At 69.5% G+C, this 19973-nt stretch carries 18 protein-coding genes; 10 read left to right on the forward strand and 8 right to left on the reverse strand.

From position 1 onward, the window contains the following. The first annotated feature begins 86 nt into the window (after positions 1 to 86). Positions 87 to 761 carry a methyltransferase domain-containing protein gene (locus E6G06_13865; GenBank protein ID TML89744.1) on the forward strand — a complete coding sequence of 225 codons (675 nt, stop codon included), beginning with the start codon at positions 87 to 89 and terminating at the stop codon, positions 759 to 761. Positions 762 to 1153: 392 nt separating this feature from the next. Then, positions 1154 to 1966, forward strand: coding sequence for a methyltransferase domain-containing protein (locus E6G06_13870; protein TML89745.1), 813 nt, complete (start codon positions 1154 to 1156; stop codon positions 1964 to 1966). A 219-nt stretch (positions 1967 to 2185) separates the two neighbouring features. Here E6G06_13870 and E6G06_13875 read toward each other — a convergent pair whose 3' ends face one another. After that, positions 2186 to 3265 (reverse strand): MerR family transcriptional regulator, encoded by a 1080-nt coding sequence (locus E6G06_13875; GenBank protein TML89746.1) that lies wholly within the window; start codon positions 3263 to 3265, stop codon positions 2186 to 2188. Between the two features lie 106 nt (positions 3266 to 3371). On the opposite strand from E6G06_13875, the gene E6G06_13880 reads away from it, so the two are divergent. Beyond that, positions 3372 to 4943 (forward strand): hypothetical protein, encoded by a 1572-nt coding sequence (locus E6G06_13880; protein TML89747.1) that lies wholly within the window; start codon positions 3372 to 3374, stop codon positions 4941 to 4943. A 753-nt stretch (positions 4944 to 5696) separates the two neighbouring features. On the opposite strand, the gene E6G06_13885 is transcribed toward E6G06_13880, so the two are convergent. Continuing rightward, positions 5697 to 7595 carry a hypothetical protein gene (locus tag E6G06_13885; protein ID TML89748.1) on the reverse strand — a complete coding sequence of 633 codons (1899 nt, stop codon included), beginning with the start codon at positions 7593 to 7595 and terminating at the stop codon, positions 5697 to 5699. Between the two features lie 118 nt (positions 7596 to 7713). Between E6G06_13885 and E6G06_13890 the strand changes: the two genes are divergently transcribed. Beyond that, positions 7714 to 8295 (forward strand): cation transporter, encoded by a 582-nt coding sequence (locus E6G06_13890; protein TML89749.1) that lies wholly within the window; start codon positions 7714 to 7716, stop codon positions 8293 to 8295. Between the two features lie 42 nt (positions 8296 to 8337). Here E6G06_13890 and E6G06_13895 read toward each other — a convergent pair whose 3' ends face one another. Continuing rightward, positions 8338 to 9990 carry a cyclic nucleotide-binding domain-containing protein gene (locus E6G06_13895; GenBank protein ID TML89750.1) on the reverse strand — a complete coding sequence of 551 codons (1653 nt, stop codon included), beginning with the start codon at positions 9988 to 9990 and terminating at the stop codon, positions 8338 to 8340. Positions 9991 to 10121: 131 nt separating this feature from the next. Between E6G06_13895 and E6G06_13900 the strand changes: the two genes are divergently transcribed. From E6G06_13900 to E6G06_13910, 3 genes are all read left to right on the forward strand, one after another. After that, complete coding sequence (locus E6G06_13900) at positions 10122 to 10475, forward strand: nuclear transport factor 2 family protein (protein TML89761.1); 354 nt, start codon at positions 10122 to 10124, stop codon at positions 10473 to 10475. A 105-nt stretch (positions 10476 to 10580) separates the two neighbouring features. Further along, the gene (locus E6G06_13905) at positions 10581 to 10796 is read left to right on the forward strand and encodes a helix-turn-helix domain-containing protein (GenBank protein TML89762.1); all 216 of its coding nucleotides are present in this window, start codon (positions 10581 to 10583) and stop codon (positions 10794 to 10796) included. Further along, positions 10793 to 11371 carry a hypothetical protein gene (locus E6G06_13910; GenBank protein ID TML89751.1) on the forward strand — a complete coding sequence of 193 codons (579 nt, stop codon included), beginning with the start codon at positions 10793 to 10795 and terminating at the stop codon, positions 11369 to 11371. Before E6G06_13905 ends, E6G06_13910 begins: the two co-directional genes overlap by 4 nt. 31 nt (positions 11372 to 11402) lie before the next feature. On the opposite strand, the gene E6G06_13915 is transcribed toward E6G06_13910, so the two are convergent. Beyond that, positions 11403 to 13841, reverse strand: coding sequence for a DNRLRE domain-containing protein (locus tag E6G06_13915; GenBank protein TML89752.1), 2439 nt, complete (start codon positions 13839 to 13841; stop codon positions 11403 to 11405). Between the two features lie 182 nt (positions 13842 to 14023). Next, on the reverse strand, positions 14024 to 14470 hold the full coding sequence (locus E6G06_13920) for a universal stress protein (GenBank protein TML89753.1): 447 nt from the start codon (positions 14468 to 14470) through the stop codon (positions 14024 to 14026). A gap of 141 nt (positions 14471 to 14611) precedes the next feature. Here E6G06_13920 and E6G06_13925 point away from each other — a divergent pair, with 141 nt between their 5' ends. Both E6G06_13925 and E6G06_13930 read left to right on the forward strand, forming a co-directional pair. Then, positions 14612 to 14866 (forward strand): hypothetical protein, encoded by a 255-nt coding sequence (locus E6G06_13925; protein TML89754.1) that lies wholly within the window; start codon positions 14612 to 14614, stop codon positions 14864 to 14866. A 76-nt stretch (positions 14867 to 14942) separates the two neighbouring features. Next, positions 14943 to 16472: a hypothetical protein gene (locus E6G06_13930; protein TML89755.1), complete on the forward strand. Its 1530-nt coding sequence runs from the start codon at positions 14943 to 14945 to the stop codon at positions 16470 to 16472. Here the strand turns inward: E6G06_13930 and E6G06_13935 are convergent. From E6G06_13935 to E6G06_13945, 3 genes are all read right to left on the reverse strand, one after another. Continuing rightward, positions 16426 to 16905: a VOC family protein gene (locus E6G06_13935; protein ID TML89756.1), complete on the reverse strand. Its 480-nt coding sequence runs from the start codon at positions 16903 to 16905 to the stop codon at positions 16426 to 16428. The two genes, E6G06_13930 and E6G06_13935, sit on opposite strands and share 47 nt — an antisense overlap. A gap of 82 nt (positions 16906 to 16987) precedes the next feature. Next, positions 16988 to 18322, reverse strand: a complete 1335-nt coding sequence (locus E6G06_13940; GenBank protein TML89757.1) for an MFS transporter — start codon at positions 18320 to 18322, stop codon at positions 16988 to 16990. Between the two features lie 33 nt (positions 18323 to 18355). Continuing rightward, the gene (locus E6G06_13945) at positions 18356 to 18529 is read right to left on the reverse strand and encodes a helix-turn-helix domain-containing protein (protein TML89758.1); all 174 of its coding nucleotides are present in this window, start codon (positions 18527 to 18529) and stop codon (positions 18356 to 18358) included. Positions 18530 to 18793: 264 nt separating this feature from the next. Between E6G06_13945 and E6G06_13950 the strand changes: the two genes are divergently transcribed. Continuing rightward, positions 18794 to 19973 (forward strand): peptidase S8 and S53 subtilisin kexin sedolisin (locus E6G06_13950; protein ID TML89759.1); only part of this gene is annotated, 1180 nt, incomplete at its 3' end.

Consider the following 19973-nt stretch of genomic DNA (forward strand, 5'->3'; position numbering starts at 1 on the left):
GGAGCAATAACAGGCGCCGCCGAGCATGGGCTCGAAGATGATGCTCGCCGCGCTACCGCTTGCGGGGTGCGGGCGGGGTGGTGACGATGTTGCGACGCCGCGATGGACGGACCGCGATCCGAAGCGGAGATCTGGGGTTGTGCATGGACGCAAGTCGTGACCAGTACCGAGCGATTGCATCGAGGTACGACCGCAAACTTCAAATCCGCCTAGGTGAGCGAACGCGGCGGCAAGCGTTTGCAGACTTCGACCTCCGGGCCGGAGACACCGTCCTCGACATCGGATGCGGCACCGGGCTGAGCTTTCCCCTGATCGAGAAGGCCATCGGTCCCTCCGGGAAGCTCATAGGTATCGAGCCGAGTCCGGAGATGCTGGCCGCGGCTCAGCAGCGGGCGGACGCGAGCGGCTGGAAGAACGTCAAGTTCATCGAGGCGTCGGCCGACGATGCCGACACCTCGGAACGAGCCGACGCGCTCATCATCTTCCGAGTCCACGAGATCCTTCGGTCGCAGTCAGCGCTGGAGCACCTGCTCCAGTTGGTCAAGCCGGGGGCACGGTTGCTCGTGGTAGGGGTCAAATGGGCGCCGTGGTGGGCGCTTCCGGTCAATCTCGTGATCTGGAGGCAGACCAAAAGTGTCACCACCTCGCACGAAGGGTTCCAACGCCCTTGGGACATCCTCGCCGATCTCGTCCCGAACTTGAGTGTGCGCTCGGTCAATGTTGGTGCAGAGTTCATCGCCCGTGGCACTACGGCGGCATGACGGCGCGAGCCGACGCGAATGTCGTTGGACCCGACGAGGGGCTGTCGTTCGACCTTGGCTTCATGCAGCTGCGGATTCTGTTGTCCGTCGGGATACTGGCCATTCAGCCAGGAGGATCTGTGCCTGGTCGCCAGGACTCACGCCAGCGCCGGTTCACGCCGAGTTGTCGGAGTCTTCCTCTCCTTCACACTCCGTGAGATAATCGAGGAGTTCTGCGACGGCTTGACCGAATTGCCGGTTCGAAAGCCGTCCGATTAGGGGCGCTCTGTGATGTCGCGAGACATCGGAGACACGGGGCGGGCTTACAGCATCGGCTGGTAGTCCTTGGTTCTCGATCTGGAGATCGATCCGTATTTGCGGCTACCCAGGCTGCCGTTCGGCAAGATCGTGGGATGCCTGGCGACATCTCGATAGACGAGTCGTACGACGACTACCCCCGCATCGAGGAGGCGTTCCAGCGCCGGCTCGACGAGACACTGAGGCCTCGGGGGCCTGAGAGCCTGTGGGAACTCTTCAGAAGGCTCGAACCGGCCGCCGGAGCCGCCGCAGTCGACGTTGGGTGTGGCGAAGGTGCTGACGCAATCGAGCTCGCGCGGCGGTTCGGCGTGGGGGTCACCGGCCTCGACCCTGTGCAACGACACGTGGACCTCGGACGAAAGAAGGCGGACGATGCCGGCGTCACCGGCCAGGTCAGGTTTGTGCTTGGCACGGCGGAGCAGATCCCGCTCGACGACGGTGCCGTCGACCTGATCTGGTCGAAGGAAGCGCTCATGTACGCCGAACTCGACGCCGCGTTCACTGAGTTCCGGCGTGTTCTCCGCCCAGGAGGTCGCGGGTTCGTGTACCAGGTGTTCACAGGCCCGCACATGACGGAGGCCGAGGCCACGGAGTTCTGGCGGTCCGGTGCCGCCGCGAACAGCGTCCGTCCCGACGACATGGAGCGCGCCATCAGGGCCGCGCATCTGTCGCTGACCGAACGGATTGACTTCGGGAGCGAGTGGGGCGAGTCCGCTCAAGAGCGATCGGGCGCGCCTGGGCGACGGCTGCTGCACGCGGCGCGGCTGCTGCGCGCCCCTGCTCGCTACATCGACGAGTTTGGAGAAACCGCGTACCGGATCATGCTGGGCGACTGCCTCTGGCACATCTACCGGATGATCGGGAAGCTCCACGGCGCGGTGTTCATTTTCCGAGCCCCTGCGGCATGAAGTACGGCTGAGTCAGAATCGTTCTCTCGTTGCGGGCCGGTTGCCATTGGTCTAATCAGAAGGCGTGACGACGACCACGCGCGCCCGCCGGTGCGCGGCGCGCGACCGACGCGTCGGCGGACGATGTTGAACCCGCTGGATCGCAACACCTACCTGGCGCGCGTCGCACGACACGCGAGCCGTCCCACGAACGAGCCGCGAGGCACTGATGGTCTCGGCTCACGAGGCCACACCGAAGACCGAAGTCAGTAGCTCTTGACCCGCGGCGGGCGCCCGCACTTCCAGGATCGTCGAGTCGACGCCGAGCCGGATCGTGAAGTCGATCCAGGAGCAGCACTCGACCTCTGCGGAAGCGAGGCGCGCCGCCTCGGCGGCGAGCTCCCCACCGCTCGGAAACTCCAAGCGCAGGCCGTCGTCGAGCGCCTCCCGTGTGACCACTTGCGCCAGGAGCCGCTGCCAGTCATCGACACGTTGCGCGACATCGTCATCACCGGTGAGCGTGCAGGCGATCACCGCCTCCGTCGGCATCGGCGCCTTCACAAAGGCGACCGGTGAAGCGGCGGGTGCGGCCGCTTCGATGGTGCCGCACGCGCAGGTGCCATCACAGGGTCCGGCGTGTGGCTCGGCCCGGAGCCGGGCGGCGATCAGTTGCAGCTCATTGGCGAAGGCAACCAGCTCGTCGGTACGCCGGGCGAGGTCGAAGATCTTCGCATCGACGAGTCGTGCCATCTCTTGTTGCACTGGCGCGCACTCATCGACCTCCCACAGCTTCACCAGCGCACGAACCTCATCGAGGCTGAGGCCCAGTTGCTTGGCCCCGGAGATGAACCTGAGCCGGGCCAACGTCCGGTCGTCGTAGAGGCGGTAGCCGCCGGCAGTTCGTTCGGGAGCGGGCACGATGCCGACGTCCTCGTGGTAACGCAGCGTCGTGGCCGGGATGCCGGTCCGTTCGGCCACCTCGGAGATGCGGTAAGCGCCCACAGCGCCGAGGGTAGAGCTTCGAGTCGACTCGAAGGTCAAGTGGTTTCGACGTAGCGGCGGAGGGCGACGCCGGTCCAGACCAGTTCGACCACCCCGAACGGCCAGGCTCCCGAGAGAAACCCGTAGACGCTCGAGAGCACACAGCCGCAGGCAAATCCGAGCACGAAGCGTCGTCCGCGTGACTCCAGCGTGTACATCGTCGTCATGAAGGTGAGGGCGCAGACGCCGTAGATGGTCACGGCCACGGCCCAAGTCAACCGCCTGGGACGTCGCGCCACGTTGGCTCCGGTCGTAACCACCAGCGGACAGAACGGACAAAACGCCCGTTCTGGCTCAGAGCGTTGACGCAGTCGCGGCCCTCAGCCACAATGCGTGGCGACACAGCTACAGGCCGCGGTTTGGGCCGCACAGGGGGGGACCCGAGTTGAGAACCAAGCACACCCGCGCGCGCCTTGGCGCGTTCGTCACCATGGCGCTGCTCGCCGCGCTGGTGGTCATCCCGTCGGCCTCAGGCCTGACGCCGAGCACCTTCGAGAGCACCGACGGCAACACCGCCGTCGACGGGGCAGCACCCGCGCACGACTGGGACGGCCTCAGCCCCGCGGTGCTGCGAGCCGACAAGGCCGACACACCGTCGGGGCAGAACGACGAGTCGTTCGTCCAGGGCACCAAGGAAGACACCGCGATTCCCACGGTGGAGACGGGTTCGATCCCGCCGAACAAGAGCGACCTGACCCGCTTCCGCATCGCAACCGAGAAGGTGGGGACGGCCGACTTCATGTACCTGGCCTGGAACCGCACCAACACGCTGGGCTCGGCCAACATGGACTTCGAGTTCAACCAGTCGTCCACCCTCACCAGCAACAACAAGACGCCGGTGCGCACGAGCGGCGACATGCTCGTCACCTTCGACTTCGCCTCGGGCGGCAACAACGTGCAGCTGGGACTGGCCAGGTGGTCCACCACCGGGCCGTGTGAGGCGAACGGGGCCAAGGCACCGTGCTGGGGGCCGATCGTCGATCTCGACGCGAACGCCAACGCGGACGGCGGCGTGAGCGCCGACCAGAAGTTCGGCGAAGCCGCGCTCAACCTCACCGCGGCGGGCGTGTTCCCGGCCAGCCAGTGCGTGAACTTCGGCTCGGCCTACCTCAAGAGCCGTTCCAGTGACTCGTTCAGCTCGGCGCTCAAGGACGTCGTGCCGCCCGAGACCGTGAACCTCACCAACTGCGGCTCGGTGCGCATCGTCAAGACCGACGACGCCGCCAACCCGCTGGCGGGGGCCGGCTTCACGCTCTACAAGGACAACGCGCCCGTCGGTGGTAGTCGCGGAGCGGAGGACACCGCCACGACGCTCACCTGCAGCACCGATGCCACCGGCGTCTGCACCATCGTGAACGTGTTCTTCGGCAGCTACTGGGTGGTGGAGACCACCGTCCCGGCCGGCGTGGATGCCGCCGCGGACGCTGCCATCAGTGTCGTGACCACGACCCCGGTGACCGTGAACCTCGTCGATCCCCGCCAGCGGGGCGCGATCCGGGTGGTCAAGACAGCCAAGCACTTCGACAAGGCCACGAGTCCCAACCTGGCTGCGACCTTCACCGTCAAGCAGAACGGCACGACCGTGGGCACCATCACCACTGACGGGACCACGGGTCTCGGCTGCATGGGCAACCTGCTCCTGAGCAGCTACACGGTGGAGGAGACCACGGGCCCTGCGGGCTACCTCAAGGATCCCGACGTCAAGACGGTCAACGTCGACACCAAGGGGACGTGTGCCGCGGGGTACAAGAGCGTGAGCTTCGAGAACAAGCCACTCTCGAACATCACCGTTTCGTTCCAGTCCCAGGTCACGGGAGGCACCGCGGCCTCGATCGACTGCACCGGGCTCAGCCCCGACGGCGGGGACGCCACGCCGAACGCGTTCGACGACACGTCGGAGACGTACAAGAACCTGACCGAAGGTACCTATACCTGCACCGTCGTCGTCGATCCCTGATCGGGGACAAGGAGTAGAGGCACGCGAGGCGCCCGGCCAGTTGGTCGGGCGCCTCGCGCGTGTCTTTGACTCTCGGGTGTCAGCGACACCTGATCGTTCAGACGCTCAGACCAAGGGTTGGGAGTGGTGGCCGCCGTCGAGGGCTCAGGCGATGCAGTCTTCGCTACTACTTCGCTTTCGAGCTCTTACTTACCCGAGTGACCCCGGCCATGAGGTCCCGCCGCTGCGCCATCGGGCTTGGGACAGGAGTGCGCGGCAGCCGAGACCGCCCGGCCGTGGGCACTCGGGTCGGCCGGCTTGCCCCCACTGCCACCGGCCTGTGCCGGAGCGACCCTGGCGACAGCCGAGACACAGGCCCCGTGGTTCTGAGCTGCACCAGAGCCCACGCCGTCGTGTGTGCTGGGCGAGGTCGTGGTCGGCGCCGTCTGTGACGCTGCATCGGAACCCGGGGCCACGGTCGCGGGCACGTGGGCGTGCTCATTGGCGACGGTGGTCGTCGGGCCGGGGAGTGTGGTCGTCGGCTCCGAGGGCGTCTCCGCCGATCCTGAGCCCGTGGCAGCCACGGCGACGCCCCCCAACAGGAGCGACAGGGCGGCAGCGCCGGTGATGGCCCGGCGGCCCAACATCGTGATCTTCACCACAGCCTCCAAAATGATCAGATCGTTTCGCTGCCCCTTGGGTGCCATCGCCCAGGGGGCCGCGCGCGTTACGAACCGGTGGCTGGACCACTCGAGCGGCAGGTCACGGCACTGACTAGCCGATCTGGATGCTGGCCTCGTCGAGTGAGCCGTTGAAGAGCTCGGACCCGGCGCCATGGGCCCCGATCAACACCGACTCGGTGTTGACGATGGAGCCGATGGTGGCGGACTTCGAGAACGTCTGTCCATCGACGATCACCTTGATCGACGATGAGGTCTTCACGCACTGGACGGTGTGCCACGTGCCGTCGTTGAGCGCGGGGCCGGCGGTCAGAGAGTCGTGGTCCACCGTTCCCTTGAAGCCGCACGTGGCCTGCCCTGAGGGCTGGTACTCCATCTTGAACAAGCCTCCGCTGGCGTCGGCGTAGCCCTTCCGGATCAGGTCCCAGTCGGGTGTCGACGGCGCCCTGGTGGTCTTGAGATGGATGGTGATGGTGATGTCCAAGCTGCCCGCGTTCAGATCGCTCGCGGATGGGACCGAGACGTAGGAGCTCGTGCCGTTGAAGCCGAACGCGGTGCCCAGGAACCCGGGCTGCCCCAGCGCCACGGAGAACGCGGTGCCGTCGTGGCCCGCAACGGAATCGTGCATGACGCTGCCGGAGGTCTCGTCCATGTGCCAGAGCGCCACCAGGCCGGACTGCGTCGAGCCCGACTGCACGACCGCCGTGGGGTTCGAGGTGGCGACACCGGAGCCGGCGAAGTTGGTGGCAGTCACTACCACCCGCATGGTGGTGTTGACGTCGGCCGCGCCGAGCGTGTACGCCGAGCTGGTTGCTCCGGAGACCGCGTTGCAGTTGGCGCCGCCGGAATCGCAGCGTTGCCACTGATAGCCGTAGGTGATGGGTGCGGTGCCGCTCCAGGTGCCCGGGCTGGCGGTGAGCGTCGACCCCTGTGTCGGTGTTCCACTGATCGTGGGCAACGCGGTGTTGGTCGGCGGCGACGCGCTGGCGGCAACCACGGCTGTGGCAGCCGAGACCGCGCTGCTCGTGCCCACGGCGTTCGTGGCGGTGACCGTCACCCGCATGGTGGCACCGACATCGGCCGGCCCCAGGACATAGGTCGAACCCGTGGCACCAGCCACATCGGCGCAGTTGGCGCCGCCGCCGTCACAGCGCCGCCATTGGTTGGTGTAGGTGATCGGTGCGGTGCCGCTCCACGTGCCAGGGCCGGCGGTGAGCGTGTAGCCCTTTACCGCATTGCCCGAGATGGTGGGCGGGGAGGTGTTGGTCGGGGGCGAGCCCCAGCCCACCGAGATGTTGTCGGCCACGATGGCAAACGCCTGCGCCGCGGTCTCGTTGCCGATCTGGACTGAGCTGAACCCGGTGCCGGGAAGCGTCGCGGTGGTCGAGTGGTACACGGTGGCACCATTGACGACGACGTCGACCGTGCCCGTGGCGGCGCCGGTGGCGACGAGGTGAACCTGGAGCTGCGCCCAGGTGTTCAGCGGCAGGCTCGCGGCGGTGGTGGTGCGGGTACCCCCGTACGAGACCAAGATGTTCCCCGATTTGTTCTGGCGGTTGACGCTGGCGAGCTTCGTGCCGGGCGCGCCGAAGAGGCTCAGGATCGGCACGCTGCCCCCGTTCTTCCCAATGCTCTGGACCTGGAAGTCGCCGCTCGCGGTGACGTCGGTCTGCGCGTTGGCCAGGGACTCGCGGGCATAGGCAAAGGAGCCGGACGTTGTGGTGGCGGCCAGCCGCGCCGCGTAGGTGCCGGTCTTGACCGTGACGCTCTGGGCGGTGGCGGTGCCGTCGGCACCGGTCTGGACCGAAGTCCATGCCGAAAGGTTGCCGCTCTCGAAGCCATCGGCGAAGAGGAGGATTGCTGCGTGGGCCGCAGGCGCGACGAGAAGAGATGCGATCAGTAACGGGGCGAGCACAAAAGAGAAGGCGGCCCAATGACGCGCCCGCCTCACAAGCTGCTTCGGCGCACACGTCCTGGTCGACGCAAGCGTCATGTCGCCCCCCCCCGGGTTTGTTCGACCCACATGGTTGCGCCTTGCCTCTCCCGAGGAAATAGGTCGATCGACCTATCGCGAGATCACCGCGCGCTCGTAGCCCTTACCGTCATGGGCTGTGCACGCGCTCGCGGCCCGCCGACGGGGTCTGGCGTTGGAGTGGGCGACGCTGGTCTGGAACGTGGCCGGGATCGTCGTCCTCGCCATCGCCGCACGCTCGGCTCGGTCGGTGGCCCTCGTCGGTTTCGGGCTCGACTCCCTCGTCGAGATCTTCGCCTCGATGGTGGTGGTGTGGGAGCTCACCGGCGTCGATCCCGACCGCCGGCACCGCGCCCTGCGCTTCATCGGCGCCGCGTTCGTCGCCCTCGCGCTCTACCTCACCATCCAGGCGACCGTCGTGCTGGCCGTTGGCGCGCACCCGCACACCAGCCCGTTGGGAATGGGCTGGACCGGGGCGACCTTCGTCGTCATGGCCCTGCTCGCGCTGGGAAAGAGCCGCACCGGTCATGCCCTCGCCAATCCGGTCCTCGTGACCGAAGGCAAGGTCACGCTGGTGGACGCCGCGCTGGCCGGAGCCACCCTCCTCGGTCTCGCCGCCAACGCCGCGTTCCACTGGTGGTGGGCCGACCCCGTCGCCGGGTTCGTCATCGTCCTCTACGGCGCCCGCGAGGCCAGGCACCTACTCGGAGGAAACCCCTGACCCGGAACCGGCGGAGCCCGCCGGGATCATTGCAATGAGCTCTTACGCGGGTGGCGACGCGTCGGCAGTGAGCGCGAGGTGCTCGTGCACCGAGCGGATCGCGGCCGAGCCTTCTCCGACGGCCGCGGCGACGCGCTTGGTCGATCCGGAACGGAGGTCGCCGACGGCGAACAGGCCGGGCAGGCTCGTCTCGTAGGGCAGTGGGCGACGTCGCATCGCGCACCACGCGTCGCCGAGCAACGCTCGATCGAGGGAGCGGTCGGTGAGCACGAAGCCGTGCTCGTCGACCGCGACGCCGCCGAGCCACGCGCTGTTGGGCTCGGCCCCGATGAACGAGAACAGGGCGGTGCAGTCGATGTCGAGCTGTTTGTCCGCGCCGCTGACCGTGACGCGCTGCAGCGTGGGCTCGCCGTGGAGGGCCGTGACCGTGCTGCCGTCGTGGACGTGCACGCGGGGATGCGAGTCGATGCGGTCGACGAGGTACCTGGACATCGTCGCAACCAGGGGTCGCCGCACGACGACGTGCACCGACGAGCCGCTCTCGGCGAGGTACATCGCGGCCTGGCCGGCGGAGTTGCCGCCGCCGACGACGATGATCGGTTCGCCGGTGCACCGTCGGGCTTCGAGCTCGGTCGCCGCGTAGTAGACGCCCGCCATCTCGTAGCGCGCCAGCCCGTCCACCGGCAGCCTGCGGTAGTGGGCGCCGGTCGCGGCCACGAGGGCGCGGCCCGCGACCTGGGTGGCGTCGGAGAGCGTGGCCACGACGTGTCCGGCGATGTCGTCGAGCGAGGTGACCGCGCACGGGCTGGTGATGACCGCGCCGAACTTCTGGGCCTGGATGGAGGCCCGCGTGGTCAGGTCCTGGCCGGAGATACCGGTGGGGAAGCCGAGGTAGTTCTCGATGCGTGAGCTGGTGGCCGCCTGGCCGCCCACCGACACGGCGTCGACGGTCAGGGTCCGCAGGCCCTCGGATGCGGCGTAGACGGACGCGGCGAGCCCGGCGGGACCGGCGCCCACCACGATGACGTCGAAGCAGCGATCGGGCAGCGCGTCGGCCGTCATGCCGAGTTGGAACGCCAGCTCTCCGGGCGTCGCCCGCTTGAGCAACCCCCGCTGGGTGATGGCGATCGGGAGATCGGCGGCGGTCACGCCCAGGTGCTCGAGGAGGGCGGCGACGTCGGGTTGGGTGTCGGCATCGATCCAGTGGTGCGGCAGCCGGTTGCGCGCCGCGTACTCCCGCAGAGCCATGGACGCCGGGTTGTAATCCGACCCGATGATCTTCAAGGTGTCGGCCGCGGTCGTCATCAGCACCGCTCGCCGCGCGAGGAACGCCTCCAGGACGGTGTCGCTGAGCCGGGCGTCGGAGAGCACCTTCGTCCGGAACACCTTGGCGGGGACCACCACGACCTCGCCCGACTCCGCGACCCTGGTCGACAGGTAGGGGCGCTGGCGGGTCACGAGGCTGACCTCGCCGAGAAAGCGCCGGGCGCCGTGGCGGGTGATCACTTGATCGTTCGGCCCCAGGACCTCGACCGAGCCGCTGAGGATCACGACCCAGTCGTAGTGGTCGTCGGACGGCGAGAACAGCACCTCGCCCGCATGAACCTGGCGGCGCTCGCCGAGCTCGAAGACCACGGCCAGCTGCTCGTCGTCGAGCTCCGGAAAAGCGACGGCGTCTGCGGGTTGGTCGGTCACGACGAGGACGGTACCGGGCCGCCCGCCCCTACGTCTGCGGGCCATCGGCCGCGTTGCCCTGCTGCTAGCGTCCGCGGCGCGGGCAGCGAGATCTCATGACCGATGGCACGTCCACGACGTCGAACGACGCCATGATCCGGGCGTTCCTGGCCGCGTGGGAGGGTCGCGACACCGAGTTCATCGTCGACCACTTCGCCGACGATGGCGTCTACCACAGCATCCCCTTGGCACCCATCGTCGGGAAACGGGCGATCCGCGAGTTCGTCGCCGGATTCGCCGATGTACCGCCCGGTCGCCTCGTGGTGCACCACCAGATCGCGTCCGGCGATGTCGTGATGAACGAGCGAACGGACTACATCACCATCAACGGGGTTCCGGTGACGCTCCCGATCTGTGGCGTGTTCGAGATCGAGAACGGCCGCATCAAGGCGTGGCGCGAGTACTTCGATCTGGGACCCGCCAGAGCCGCGTTCGGCAGTGCCTGACCGGCGCGTTCGCGCGTCAGCCCAAGTTGACACATGCCGGGTCTGTCAGTCTAGGGTGACAGCGTGCGGCAGAGGACGAGGCCGAGGGTGCGGCAGTCCGTGGAGATGACCAGGCTCACCAAAGCCGTGGACAGCGGAGATCCTGCAGTTGGCCTCGCCGCAGTCGCCGCCCTCCGTTCGCTCGTCGATGAGCTCGAGGCCCTCCACGTCGACCGCGCCCGAGCGGTGGGCTGGTCGTGGCAGGCGATCGCGTCCGAGCTGGGCGTCACGCGCCAGTCGGTCCACAAGAAGCACCACGTTCGTCGAGGTTTGCGGCGGTGACCGTCTTCCCGAGACTCGACACCGAGACCGACGCGATCGTTGTCGAGGCGCTCGCCGAAGCCCATCGCCAGCGCGGCGGCTATCTGGGCACCGAACACCTGCTGATCGCGTTCGCGTCACACGCGTCCGTCCTCCCGCCCGGCGCCGCCGCGCGGTTGCCGGAGAGCGACACCGTGCGCGGCGAGCTCGCTCGGCAGGTGGGCGACCCCGGGCGCGCCTCCGACGAGGCGCTCCTCGCCACGCTCGGCATCGACCTCGCGGAGGTCCGCCGCCGGGCGGAGGCCACGTTCGGGCCCGCGGCGCTGGATCGAGTTGCAGTCCGGACCCGCCGGAGACGGCGGCGGAGCCCGCGCTGCTTCCCGATGCTCACGGGTGACGGCCTCGGCGTGATGCCGCGCGTCAAGCAGGCGCTCGAGCGGGCGTCCGCCCGTTCGAGCCCCCGAACGCTCGTGAGCCCGTCCGTGCTCCTGGTTTCCGTCCTCGACGACGAGCACGCGACGGCGACGCAACTCCTCGTCGCGCTCGGGGTCGACGTCGCCGGCCTTCAGCGCGCGTTGACAACCACCGCGGACTGAGCCGCCGGCCGTACGACCCGTCCCGACGGCCCTACGCGCAGTTGACCACCAGTCGGGGCCCGAGCGTGGCAGAGCCCTCCTTGGAGACGTAGCGCCCGGCGCCCGTCGACCCGGTGGTGGCGCGCAGGCTCACCGGGCCGTCCGCGGTCACGACCGAGGAGACGTCGACCTCATAGGTCTGACCCGGGTTCACCGCACCCAGAGAGGCGATGACGGCCGCGTTGGCCGCAGGCGCGTTGGCCCACGTCACCGTCGACTCGCTCCAACTGCTCGTGACCGTGGTCGAGAAGGCGCCGCCCTTGAGCGTTCCGTCGCTGGCCCCCGCTCCCACCGTCAGGCGCAGCTTGGCGCCGGTGATGTGGCAGCCCGAGGTCGCGACGTCGAATCGCAGCAGGAGGTTGTCCGCCGGGCTGGCGTCGATGACGAGGCTGCCCGCGGAGCCGAAGTTGGTGCTCGGTGCGGTCTGCTCGACATAGGAGTCGTCGGTGGGTGCGAAGACCAGGGGCGGCCTCGTCGGTGTCGTGACGGTCACCGCGGCCGAGCGAGGTGATTCGTGGCCCGCCGCGTCGGACGCCGACACCTCATAGGTGTAGGTCGTCGCCGCGGCCACCCCGGTGTCCGCGTAACTCGTCTGAGTGCCGCCGGTGGTGGCCACGAACACGTTGTTCCGGTAGACGCGGTAACCCGTCACCCCGACGTCGTCGGTGCTCGCGTCCCACGCCAGGTCGACCCGATTGCTGCTCGGCGCCGTCGCATTCAGGTGGCCGGGCGCGGTCGGCGGCTGGACGTCCCCCCGGCAGGTGACCGCCAGCTGAGGGCCGAGCGTGACGGAGCCCTCGCGGGAGACGTAGCGCGCCGCGCTCGACGACGTGGTCGCGGCGCGCAGGCTCACCGGTCCGTCGGCGGTGACCACCGACGACAGGTTGACCTCGTAGGTCGAGCCCGGGCTCACCGTCGCCAGGGACCCGACGACCGTCGGGTTCGCGGGCGGCGCATTGGCCCAAGTCACCGTCGACTCGCTCCACGCGGACGTGACGGTGGTGGAGAAGGCACCGCCCTTGGGGGAGCCGTCGCCGAGGCTCGGGCCCACGGTCAGGCGCAGCTTGGCGCTCGTGATGTCGCAGTTCGCGGTGGCGACGTCGAACCGGAGCAAGAGGTTGTCGACGGGGCTGGCGTCGACGATGAGCCTGTCGCTGGTGCCGAGGTTCGTGTTCGGGGCACCCTGCTCGACGAAGGCGTCGTCGGTGGCCGCGAAGACATGGGTGAGAGCGGCCGGCGCGTCGGGCGTGGTGACTGTGACCGCGTTCGAGCGCGGTGACTCGCGGCCGGCGGCGTCGATCGCCGTCACCTCATAGATGTAGGTCGTCGCGGGGGCCGCGGTGGTGTCGACGTAGGCCGTCTGGCTGCCGCCCGTCGTGCCTACCTGAGCGTGGTCCCGGTAGACCCGGTAACCCGTCACGCCGACGTTGTCGGTGCTCCTGCCCCACGCCAGGTCGACCTGGGCGCTGTTCGTCGCGGTCGCCGTGAGGCCCGTGGGCGCGGTGGGCGGTTCGATGTCCTGGCCGCCGCACGCGCGCGAGCCACTGTCGGTGAACGTGCCCCCTGGCGTCGGGAGGAACTGCCAGTCGTAGCTCGTCGGGTGCAGGACCAGCTTCAACACGCCGAAGCTGGTGTTCTGGAGCACCTCCGAGTTCGGCTGCAACGCGCCGAGGATCTGGAGGTTGCGGCCGCCGGTTCCCACGACGAACTGACGGATGCCTCTGACGTCGTCGGCCGCGCCGTCTGGTGCCTGCGGCGCGAAGCGCTCGTAGTCGTGGGCGTGCCCCGACAGCACGACGTCGGCGTGCGCGTCGTACAGCGCCTGCCACAGAGGCTGGAAGGCGGCGCTGGACGGGTGGCGCCCACCCGAAGAGAACCGCGGCTTGTGCCAGTAGGCGAGGGTGCAAGCGGCGGGATGCGCGGCCAGGTCCGCCCGGAGCCAGGTCTCCTGGGGCGAGCCCGGCTGGCACCCGCCCACGGAGCTGCACTCGGAGTTCAGCGCGATCACGTGCCAGGCCCCGGCGTCGAACGAGTAGTAGCCCTTCGCCGGGTCACCCGCCCGGGCGCCGAAGTAGGAGAAGTACCCGCTCGCACCCGGCGTGTCGTATTCGTGGTTTCCCGGCACCGGGAACGTGCGGTCGAGCAGGCGACCCCACGTCGGGCTGTAGACCTGCTGGAACTCGCTGAGCGTGCCGGTCTCGTACTGGTTGTCCCCGAGCGTCAACACCGCGTCGGGGTTCATGCCGAGCAGGAGGTCGGAGGTGGCCAGCTGCTGACACCTCGTGGCCGACGCGCTGTACGCAGGGGGGCAGGAGATGTCACCTGCCACGCCGATGACGGGGTCGGTCGTCGCCGCACTTGTCACCTGGCCGAGGTAGCCGTCTGACGTCTGGGCCGGGGCGTCCTGGAACGCCGAGCCGAAGAACGTCATCCCACAGACGATCACGCCGATCGCGACTGACCGCCGGCGCTGCCGCGCCCGTCCGCCTCGCAGCATCAGGACCCCCCCTGTCCGCTGACCCCCAGCGCCGCGAATACTACACTTCGTGTTCGGTTTGTTCACAAGCGCACCCGGCGGACGCGCGGAGCGGCGCCTGTCGCCCCTGCTCGTGGTCAGGTCGTGCGGACGATCAGCACGCTGCAGGACGCGTGGTGCGCGACCTTGCTGGGAACGCTGCCGAGCAAGAACCGGGTGATGCCGGACATTCCTTTGTTGCCGACGACGACCAGCTCCGCCCCGAGCGTCTCGGCCAGCTGGATGATGACCTCGGCCGGGTCACCGGGGAGGGCGTGGGTCTCGACCGAGACGCCGGTCGTCGCCTCGATCGTCTTCGCCGCCTCGACCAGGACGCGCTCGGCCTGCTCGCCGGGGCTCACCATCCACCGCTCCTCCTCGGGAAGCAGCTCGCGCTCGGCTTGGAGCTTGGAGCTCAGCGTCGCGCTGTACGCGCTCACCACGTGGAGCCGGGCGCCGTGGATCCGGGCGAGCTCCGCGGCGTGGCGGACCGCCTCGGCGGCCGTGTCCGATCCGTCCGTGCCGACGACGATGCACGAGTACACGCCACGCTCCCCTCGCTCGCCTGCTGCGACCAGCAAGTGTCGTCCGCGCGTGGCCCGATGTCGAGTGAACCTCCGCGCCGGCGAACTAGCCCGCTCGTCCACCGGAAATAGCCACGGTGGGCCATACGGTCTACACACTGAGTGACCGAAACAGTCACTGAGAGCGGCCGACACCAGGACGGCGGGAGAGCATTGACGCACGCACAGGGATTCAGCTGGGGACGGCAACGGGCGGGCGCGGTCGTCGTCGCCGTGATGGTGTCGCTCGGCGCGCTCGCGGCCACGCCGCCCCCCCAGGGAACCGACACGGCCCGCGCCACCAGCCGGTTGGCGCGCACGATCGCCCGACAGCTGTCGCACGCCTCCAACGGCCCGGTCCGCATCTTCACGCGGTAGAAACCGGGTCGACGACCGCGACCACGGTCGGGTTTCCCAAGCTGAGGACGGCTGCGTAGCGTTCCCGACGTGGGGGATGTCGACGGTGTCGGGGGTTGACCAGCTGACGGTCGTCGACGTGCTCGGCCCGCTGCGGGAGCTGCCCGACTGGTTGGTCGCCGCCGCCGACCCGGTTCGGGTCGCGAATGCCCTCGTCGCATCGGTGCCCGAGCTCCGCGAGGGGCGGCTCCGGGTCACCGCCGTCGATTCGGGACAGGCCCGGCTCAAGGAGGACCGGTGGACGATCCGGTACCGCGTGACGCTCACCGATCCCGACGGCGGCGAGCGGACGCTGCGCTTGCTCGGCACGCTGGTGCCTCCGGGGCATGTACAGCCCGACGCCCGACCTCCGTCCGTGCCGCTCGGCGCGGCCGGCTGGCGCTGCTGGCTGTCGCGGCTCGGCATGCCCGTCGAGGTCGAGCCCCCCGACGACGACCTCCCGGCGCTCGCCGTGCTCGTCGACCCGGAGCGGTCGCGCGCGCTGCTGGAGGCGGCCATCGCCGAGCAGTCCCCGCGGCACCGCGACCTGCGCATCGCGACCTGCGAGCCCCGCGTGGCGCGCTACTCGCCCGGCAGCCGCTGCACCGTGCTGTACCGCCTCGGGTTCGACTGCGTCGAGGGCTCGTCGCGCGGGCCCGACCTGGTGGTGGCCAAGACGTACCACGGCGACAAGGGCCGGGTGGCCTGGGGCGGTATGCGCGCGGTGTGGGACAGTCCGCTCTCCCGGGGCGATCCCGTGCACGTCGCCGAGCCGCTCGCGTTCCTGCCCGAGCTCAACGTGCTCATCCAGGGCCCGGTGCGCGAGGAGCAGACGCTCAAGCAGCTGATCGTCGAGGCCTGGCGCACGCACGCAGCCGCGGCCCGCGCCCGACTCGACACCGCGGTCGCGCAGGCCGCCCACGGGTTGGCGGTACTGCACGGTTGCGGTGCGGCGGCCGAGGTCACCGTCACCTGGGAGGACGAGCTCGCCGACGTGCGACAGGCGCTGGGACGCCTCGGGAACGCCATCCCCGCGCTTCCTCCGACGGTGGAGCCGCTCCTCGCCGAGTTGGCGGCGCGGGCCGCCGCGTGCCCGGCCGATCCTGTCGGCCCCGCGCACCGCAGCTTCCGCCCCGCCCAGGTGCTTCTGTGCGGAGCGGATGCGTCGGTCATCGACTTCGACGGGTTCTGTCACGCGGAGCCCGCGCTCGACGTCGCCATGTTCCGCGCGACCGTCCGCGACATCGCCCTCGGCGAGCTCACCGACGACGTCGAGCGGGCGAGCCGCGACGAAGCTCTCCACGCGCGCGCCGACGAGGTCGACGCGCTCTGCGATGCCTTTCTCGCCCGGTACGAGTCGCATCGCCCGGTGTCGCGCGCGCGGGTGGCGCTGTACGAGACCCTCGACCTGCTCACCGTCGTGCTGCACAGCTGGACGAAGGTGAAGCCGTCTCGTCTCCGCCATGGCATGGTGTTGCTCGAACGACACCTCCGCACGCCTGGAACGCTGAGGCGACCGAGGGCGCGGCCAGGATCGCGGGTTAGAGCTGGCGGTAATAGGGCTGGGCCGGCGCGCGCTTCTCCATGAGGATGAACACGTTGCGCCAAGGGTCGCGGAACCACGTGGTGCGCAGGCCCGCGACCTCGGCGATGCCGCGGGTGAGGAACTCGACGCCCTTCGCCTCGAGGTCGGCCCGCGTGGCCGCGATGTCGTCGCAGATGAGTCCGACGTGGGTGAAGCCGTGGTCGGTGACCGAGGTGTCCACGCGTGAACGTGGTGCTTCGACGTTCGGGTACTCGATCACCTCGAGCACGCGGTCGGAGCTCTCGCCCACACCGAGGATCGCAGCCCTCAAGGCGACCGGCGGGGCGATGAGCTCGCCCATGTCGCGTTGGATGTCCTCGCCGTCCATGAGCGTCGCGGGCCAGATGACAGTGAGGCCCAGCACCGCTTCGTACCAGCGAACCGCAGCGTCGACATCCGCGACGCACACGGCGGTGTGGGCAAGACCCTTCAGCACTGCTACCCCTCCGCTCTCTGAACGATCTCGGCAGCCCTTGACTACCACGATCGTCAGCGACGGTCCCCGTCGTCCCGACTCGTCAACCCGTGAGGTCGATCACGTCTCCCACCGCGCCCCACGCGGTGGCGATCAACCCGATGCTCGCGGCCACGATGAAGAGGACCCTCGGTCCGGCGGCCCCCGCCAGCCAGCCGCCGCCGAGGTGCGCCAACGGGAGGATCCCGAAGAGGACGGTGCGCGCCGCCATCCCCACCCGGCCGAGCAGTCGCACCGGGAACCGGCGCTGGCGCAGGGCGGTGAAGTGGGTGATCACCATCACGCTGCCCACGCCCGCCGCGACGTAGGCCACGCCCGCGCTCAGGAGCGACGGCACGAGCCCGGCCACCATGACGCCAGCGGCGAAGAAGCCGACGCCCGCCAGCACCACGTCGCCCCGGGCCTCCTGCCTGCGACTGAGGACGATCGCGGTGATCAAGCCGGCTGCCCCCCCCACGGCGAAGTACACCCCGATCGCACCCGACTTGAGGTGCAGGAGCTCCTCGGCGTACGGGATGAACTGCGCCTCTACCGCGACGGCCACGACGTTCATCGCCGCCACCAGCACGAGGCCGTGCATGAACGGGCGGTCGGCCCACACCACCCGCAGGCCCTCGATCACGTCGTCGCGAATCGAGCCACGTCGAGCGACCGGGGCGCGGTCGTGCGATCGTTTGTCGCGCAGGGGACGCACCGCGCTGACCGAGATCCCCGAGAGCAGGAACGACAGCGCGTCCGCCGCCAGGGCAAGACCCGCGCCTCCGAGCGCGACGAGCGCGCCGGCGAGCGCCGGCCCGCCGATGTTCCCCGCGGACTCGGATCCGCTGAGCCGACCGTTGGCGCTCAACAGGTCCGTGCCGCTCACCACGCGGGGCAACGCCGCGCCCGCGGCTGCGTCGTGCAGCACGCGCAGCGCGCCCATGACGAACGCGGCGGCGTAGAGCATGAGCACCGAGTAGCTGTCTGACTGCATCACCGCGACCGCGACCGCGCCGAGGAGCGCGCCGCGGAGCAGATCGGTCGCGATGAGGATCGGCCGGTGTCGCAACCGGTCCGCGTAGGCGCCGGCCACGAGGCCGAGCGCCACTGCGGTCAACGACTGCATCGAAGCGGCGATGCCAACCGACAGTGCGCTCTCCGTGCGGGCGAAGACCGCGAGAGGCAGCGCCACCAGGGTGATCTGGTCGCCGAAGGTGGAGACCGCGTACGCGGTCCAGAACCACCGGAAGTCGCTGCCGGAGACGCCCTTGCGCGCGTGGGCGGGCACGACCGAAGGGACTGCGGTCGCCGCGTCTGCGCGCGCGAGCGTCGGATCCGTCTCGCTCAACTGTCCCGGTCTCTGTCTCGAGGTGTCCTGTCGGCCGACCGCGACCAGGATGCCTCGACCATCAGCGCGAGGTGCGTACCTCGATCACTTGCCCATCTGGCGCTGGGCCAGGGCTTCGATCTCACCCCGCGGGAATCGACGGTGGCCTCCCAGGGTGATGACGTGCGCCACCCGTCCCTCCTTGGCCCACCGGCTGATCGTCTTGGGGGAGACGTGGAGCAGCGCCGCCGCCTCCGCCGCACGCAGGTACTCCCTCAAACCGGCCCCTCCTTCGTTTCGTGCCGCTGGGCAGAGGATGCCGAAGGCGGAGGTGCAGGTAAATAGGTCCGCAGGGTGGTATTGCCGTGGTCATTCCGGACTACGCGCGCTGCGCGACGCGGCCGGCTCTGGGCGTAACTTCGCATCCGGTGACTAGCCCGGTCAGCTTGGCGAAAATGGCAGATATGACCTATTTGTCGTCACACAGCGTGGCCGTACTCTCACGGAAAGCAGCCAACCCCCCGGAGAGACGGACGACGCCAGATGGTCTTTCGAAGCAGCTTGGCACGACGCGGCAGAGCCGCATGTGCCGCATTCGCGCTCACGCTCGCAGGTAGCTCCGCCGCAGTCGTGCCCGCGCGTGCGAGCGCGTCGCCGGCCGGCCCGCCGGTCGACGTCATCGTGCGACAGGTCGCCGGCGCCGGACAGGCCGCGGAGGCCGCGGTCGAGACGCTCGGCGGTCACGTCGGTCGCCACCTCGGCATCATCGACGGCTTCTCGGCGCAGGTCCCGACCAACCGGGTGCCCGAGCTGTCGGCGGCACCGGGTGTCGTGTCGGTCACCCGCGACGCATCCCTCCGGCTGCAGACCGACGCGTGGACGGCGGACAGCGATCTGGGGTCCCTCCGCAATGTGGCGAAGGCGATCGGGGCAGCCGAGGCGTGGGACGAAGGGGTGACGGGCAAGGGCGTCGACGTCGCCCTCATCGACTCCGGCGTCGCTCCCGTCGAAGGGCTCGAGGGCTCCGACAAGGTCGTCAACGGGCCCGACCTCTCATCCGAGCCCGGCGATGTCGCCCGGCCCGGCGTCGACACGTTCGGTCACGGCACCCATCTGGCGGGCATCATCGCCGGGCGCGACAGCGCTTCCGGCGCCGGGCGCTTCACGGGCATCGCGCCGGACGCGCGGCTCGTGAGCGTGAAGGTGGCTTCTGCCGATGGCGCCACCGACGTCTCCCAGGTCATCGAGGCGATCGACTGGGTGGTGCAGCACAGGCACGACAACGGGCTGAACATCCGCGTGCTGAACCTGTCGTACAGCACCGACGCGGCGCCGAGTTACGTGCTCGACCCCTTGGCCCACGCGGTCGAGTCGGCCTGGTTCCACGGGGTCGTGGTCGTGGCCTCCGCCGGCAACGACGGCCTCGAAGCGGCGCAGCTCACGAGCCCGGCCGTCGACCCGTACGTGATCGCGGTGGGGGCGTCGGACCATCAGGGAACCCAGACGACGGCCGACGACGTGGTCGCCTCTCTGTCCAACCGCGGGAACGCGATCCGTCACGCCGACCTGGTGGCGCCGGGCCGCTCGATCGTCAGCCTCCGCGACCCGGGCTCCTACATCGACAGCCATCACCCCGAGGGCCTCGTCGCCGGCGACGCGGAGCACCGATTCTTCCGGGGCACCGGGACCTCGCAGTCCACTGCGGTCGTGTCGGGCGCGGTCG

The organism is Actinomycetota bacterium, from assembly GCA_005888325.1.
Taxonomy (GTDB): Bacteria; Actinomycetota; Acidimicrobiia; order Acidimicrobiales; family AC-14; genus AC-14.

Bases quoted from the DNA above. Each gene is read 5' to 3' on its own strand.
- E6G06_13865 (TML89744.1), top strand. From the start codon at position 87: ATGTTGCGACGCCGCGATGGACGGACCGCGATCCGAAGCGGAGATCTG.
- E6G06_13870 (TML89745.1), top strand. From the start codon at position 1,154: ATGCCTGGCGACATCTCGATAGACGAGTCGTACGACGACTACCCCCGC.
- E6G06_13885 (TML89748.1), bottom strand. From the start codon at position 7,595: ATGACGCTTGCGTCGACCAGGACGTGTGCGCCGAAGCAGCTTGTGAGG.
- E6G06_13900 (TML89761.1), top strand. From the start codon at position 10,122: ATGATCCGGGCGTTCCTGGCCGCGTGGGAGGGTCGCGACACCGAGTTC.
- E6G06_13905 (TML89762.1), top strand. From the start codon at position 10,581: ATGACCAGGCTCACCAAAGCCGTGGACAGCGGAGATCCTGCAGTTGGC.
- E6G06_13915 (TML89752.1), bottom strand. From the start codon at position 13,841: ATGACGTTCTTCGGCTCGGCGTTCCAGGACGCCCCGGCCCAGACGTCA.
- E6G06_13930 (TML89755.1), top strand. From the start codon at position 14,943: ATGTCGACGGTGTCGGGGGTTGACCAGCTGACGGTCGTCGACGTGCTC.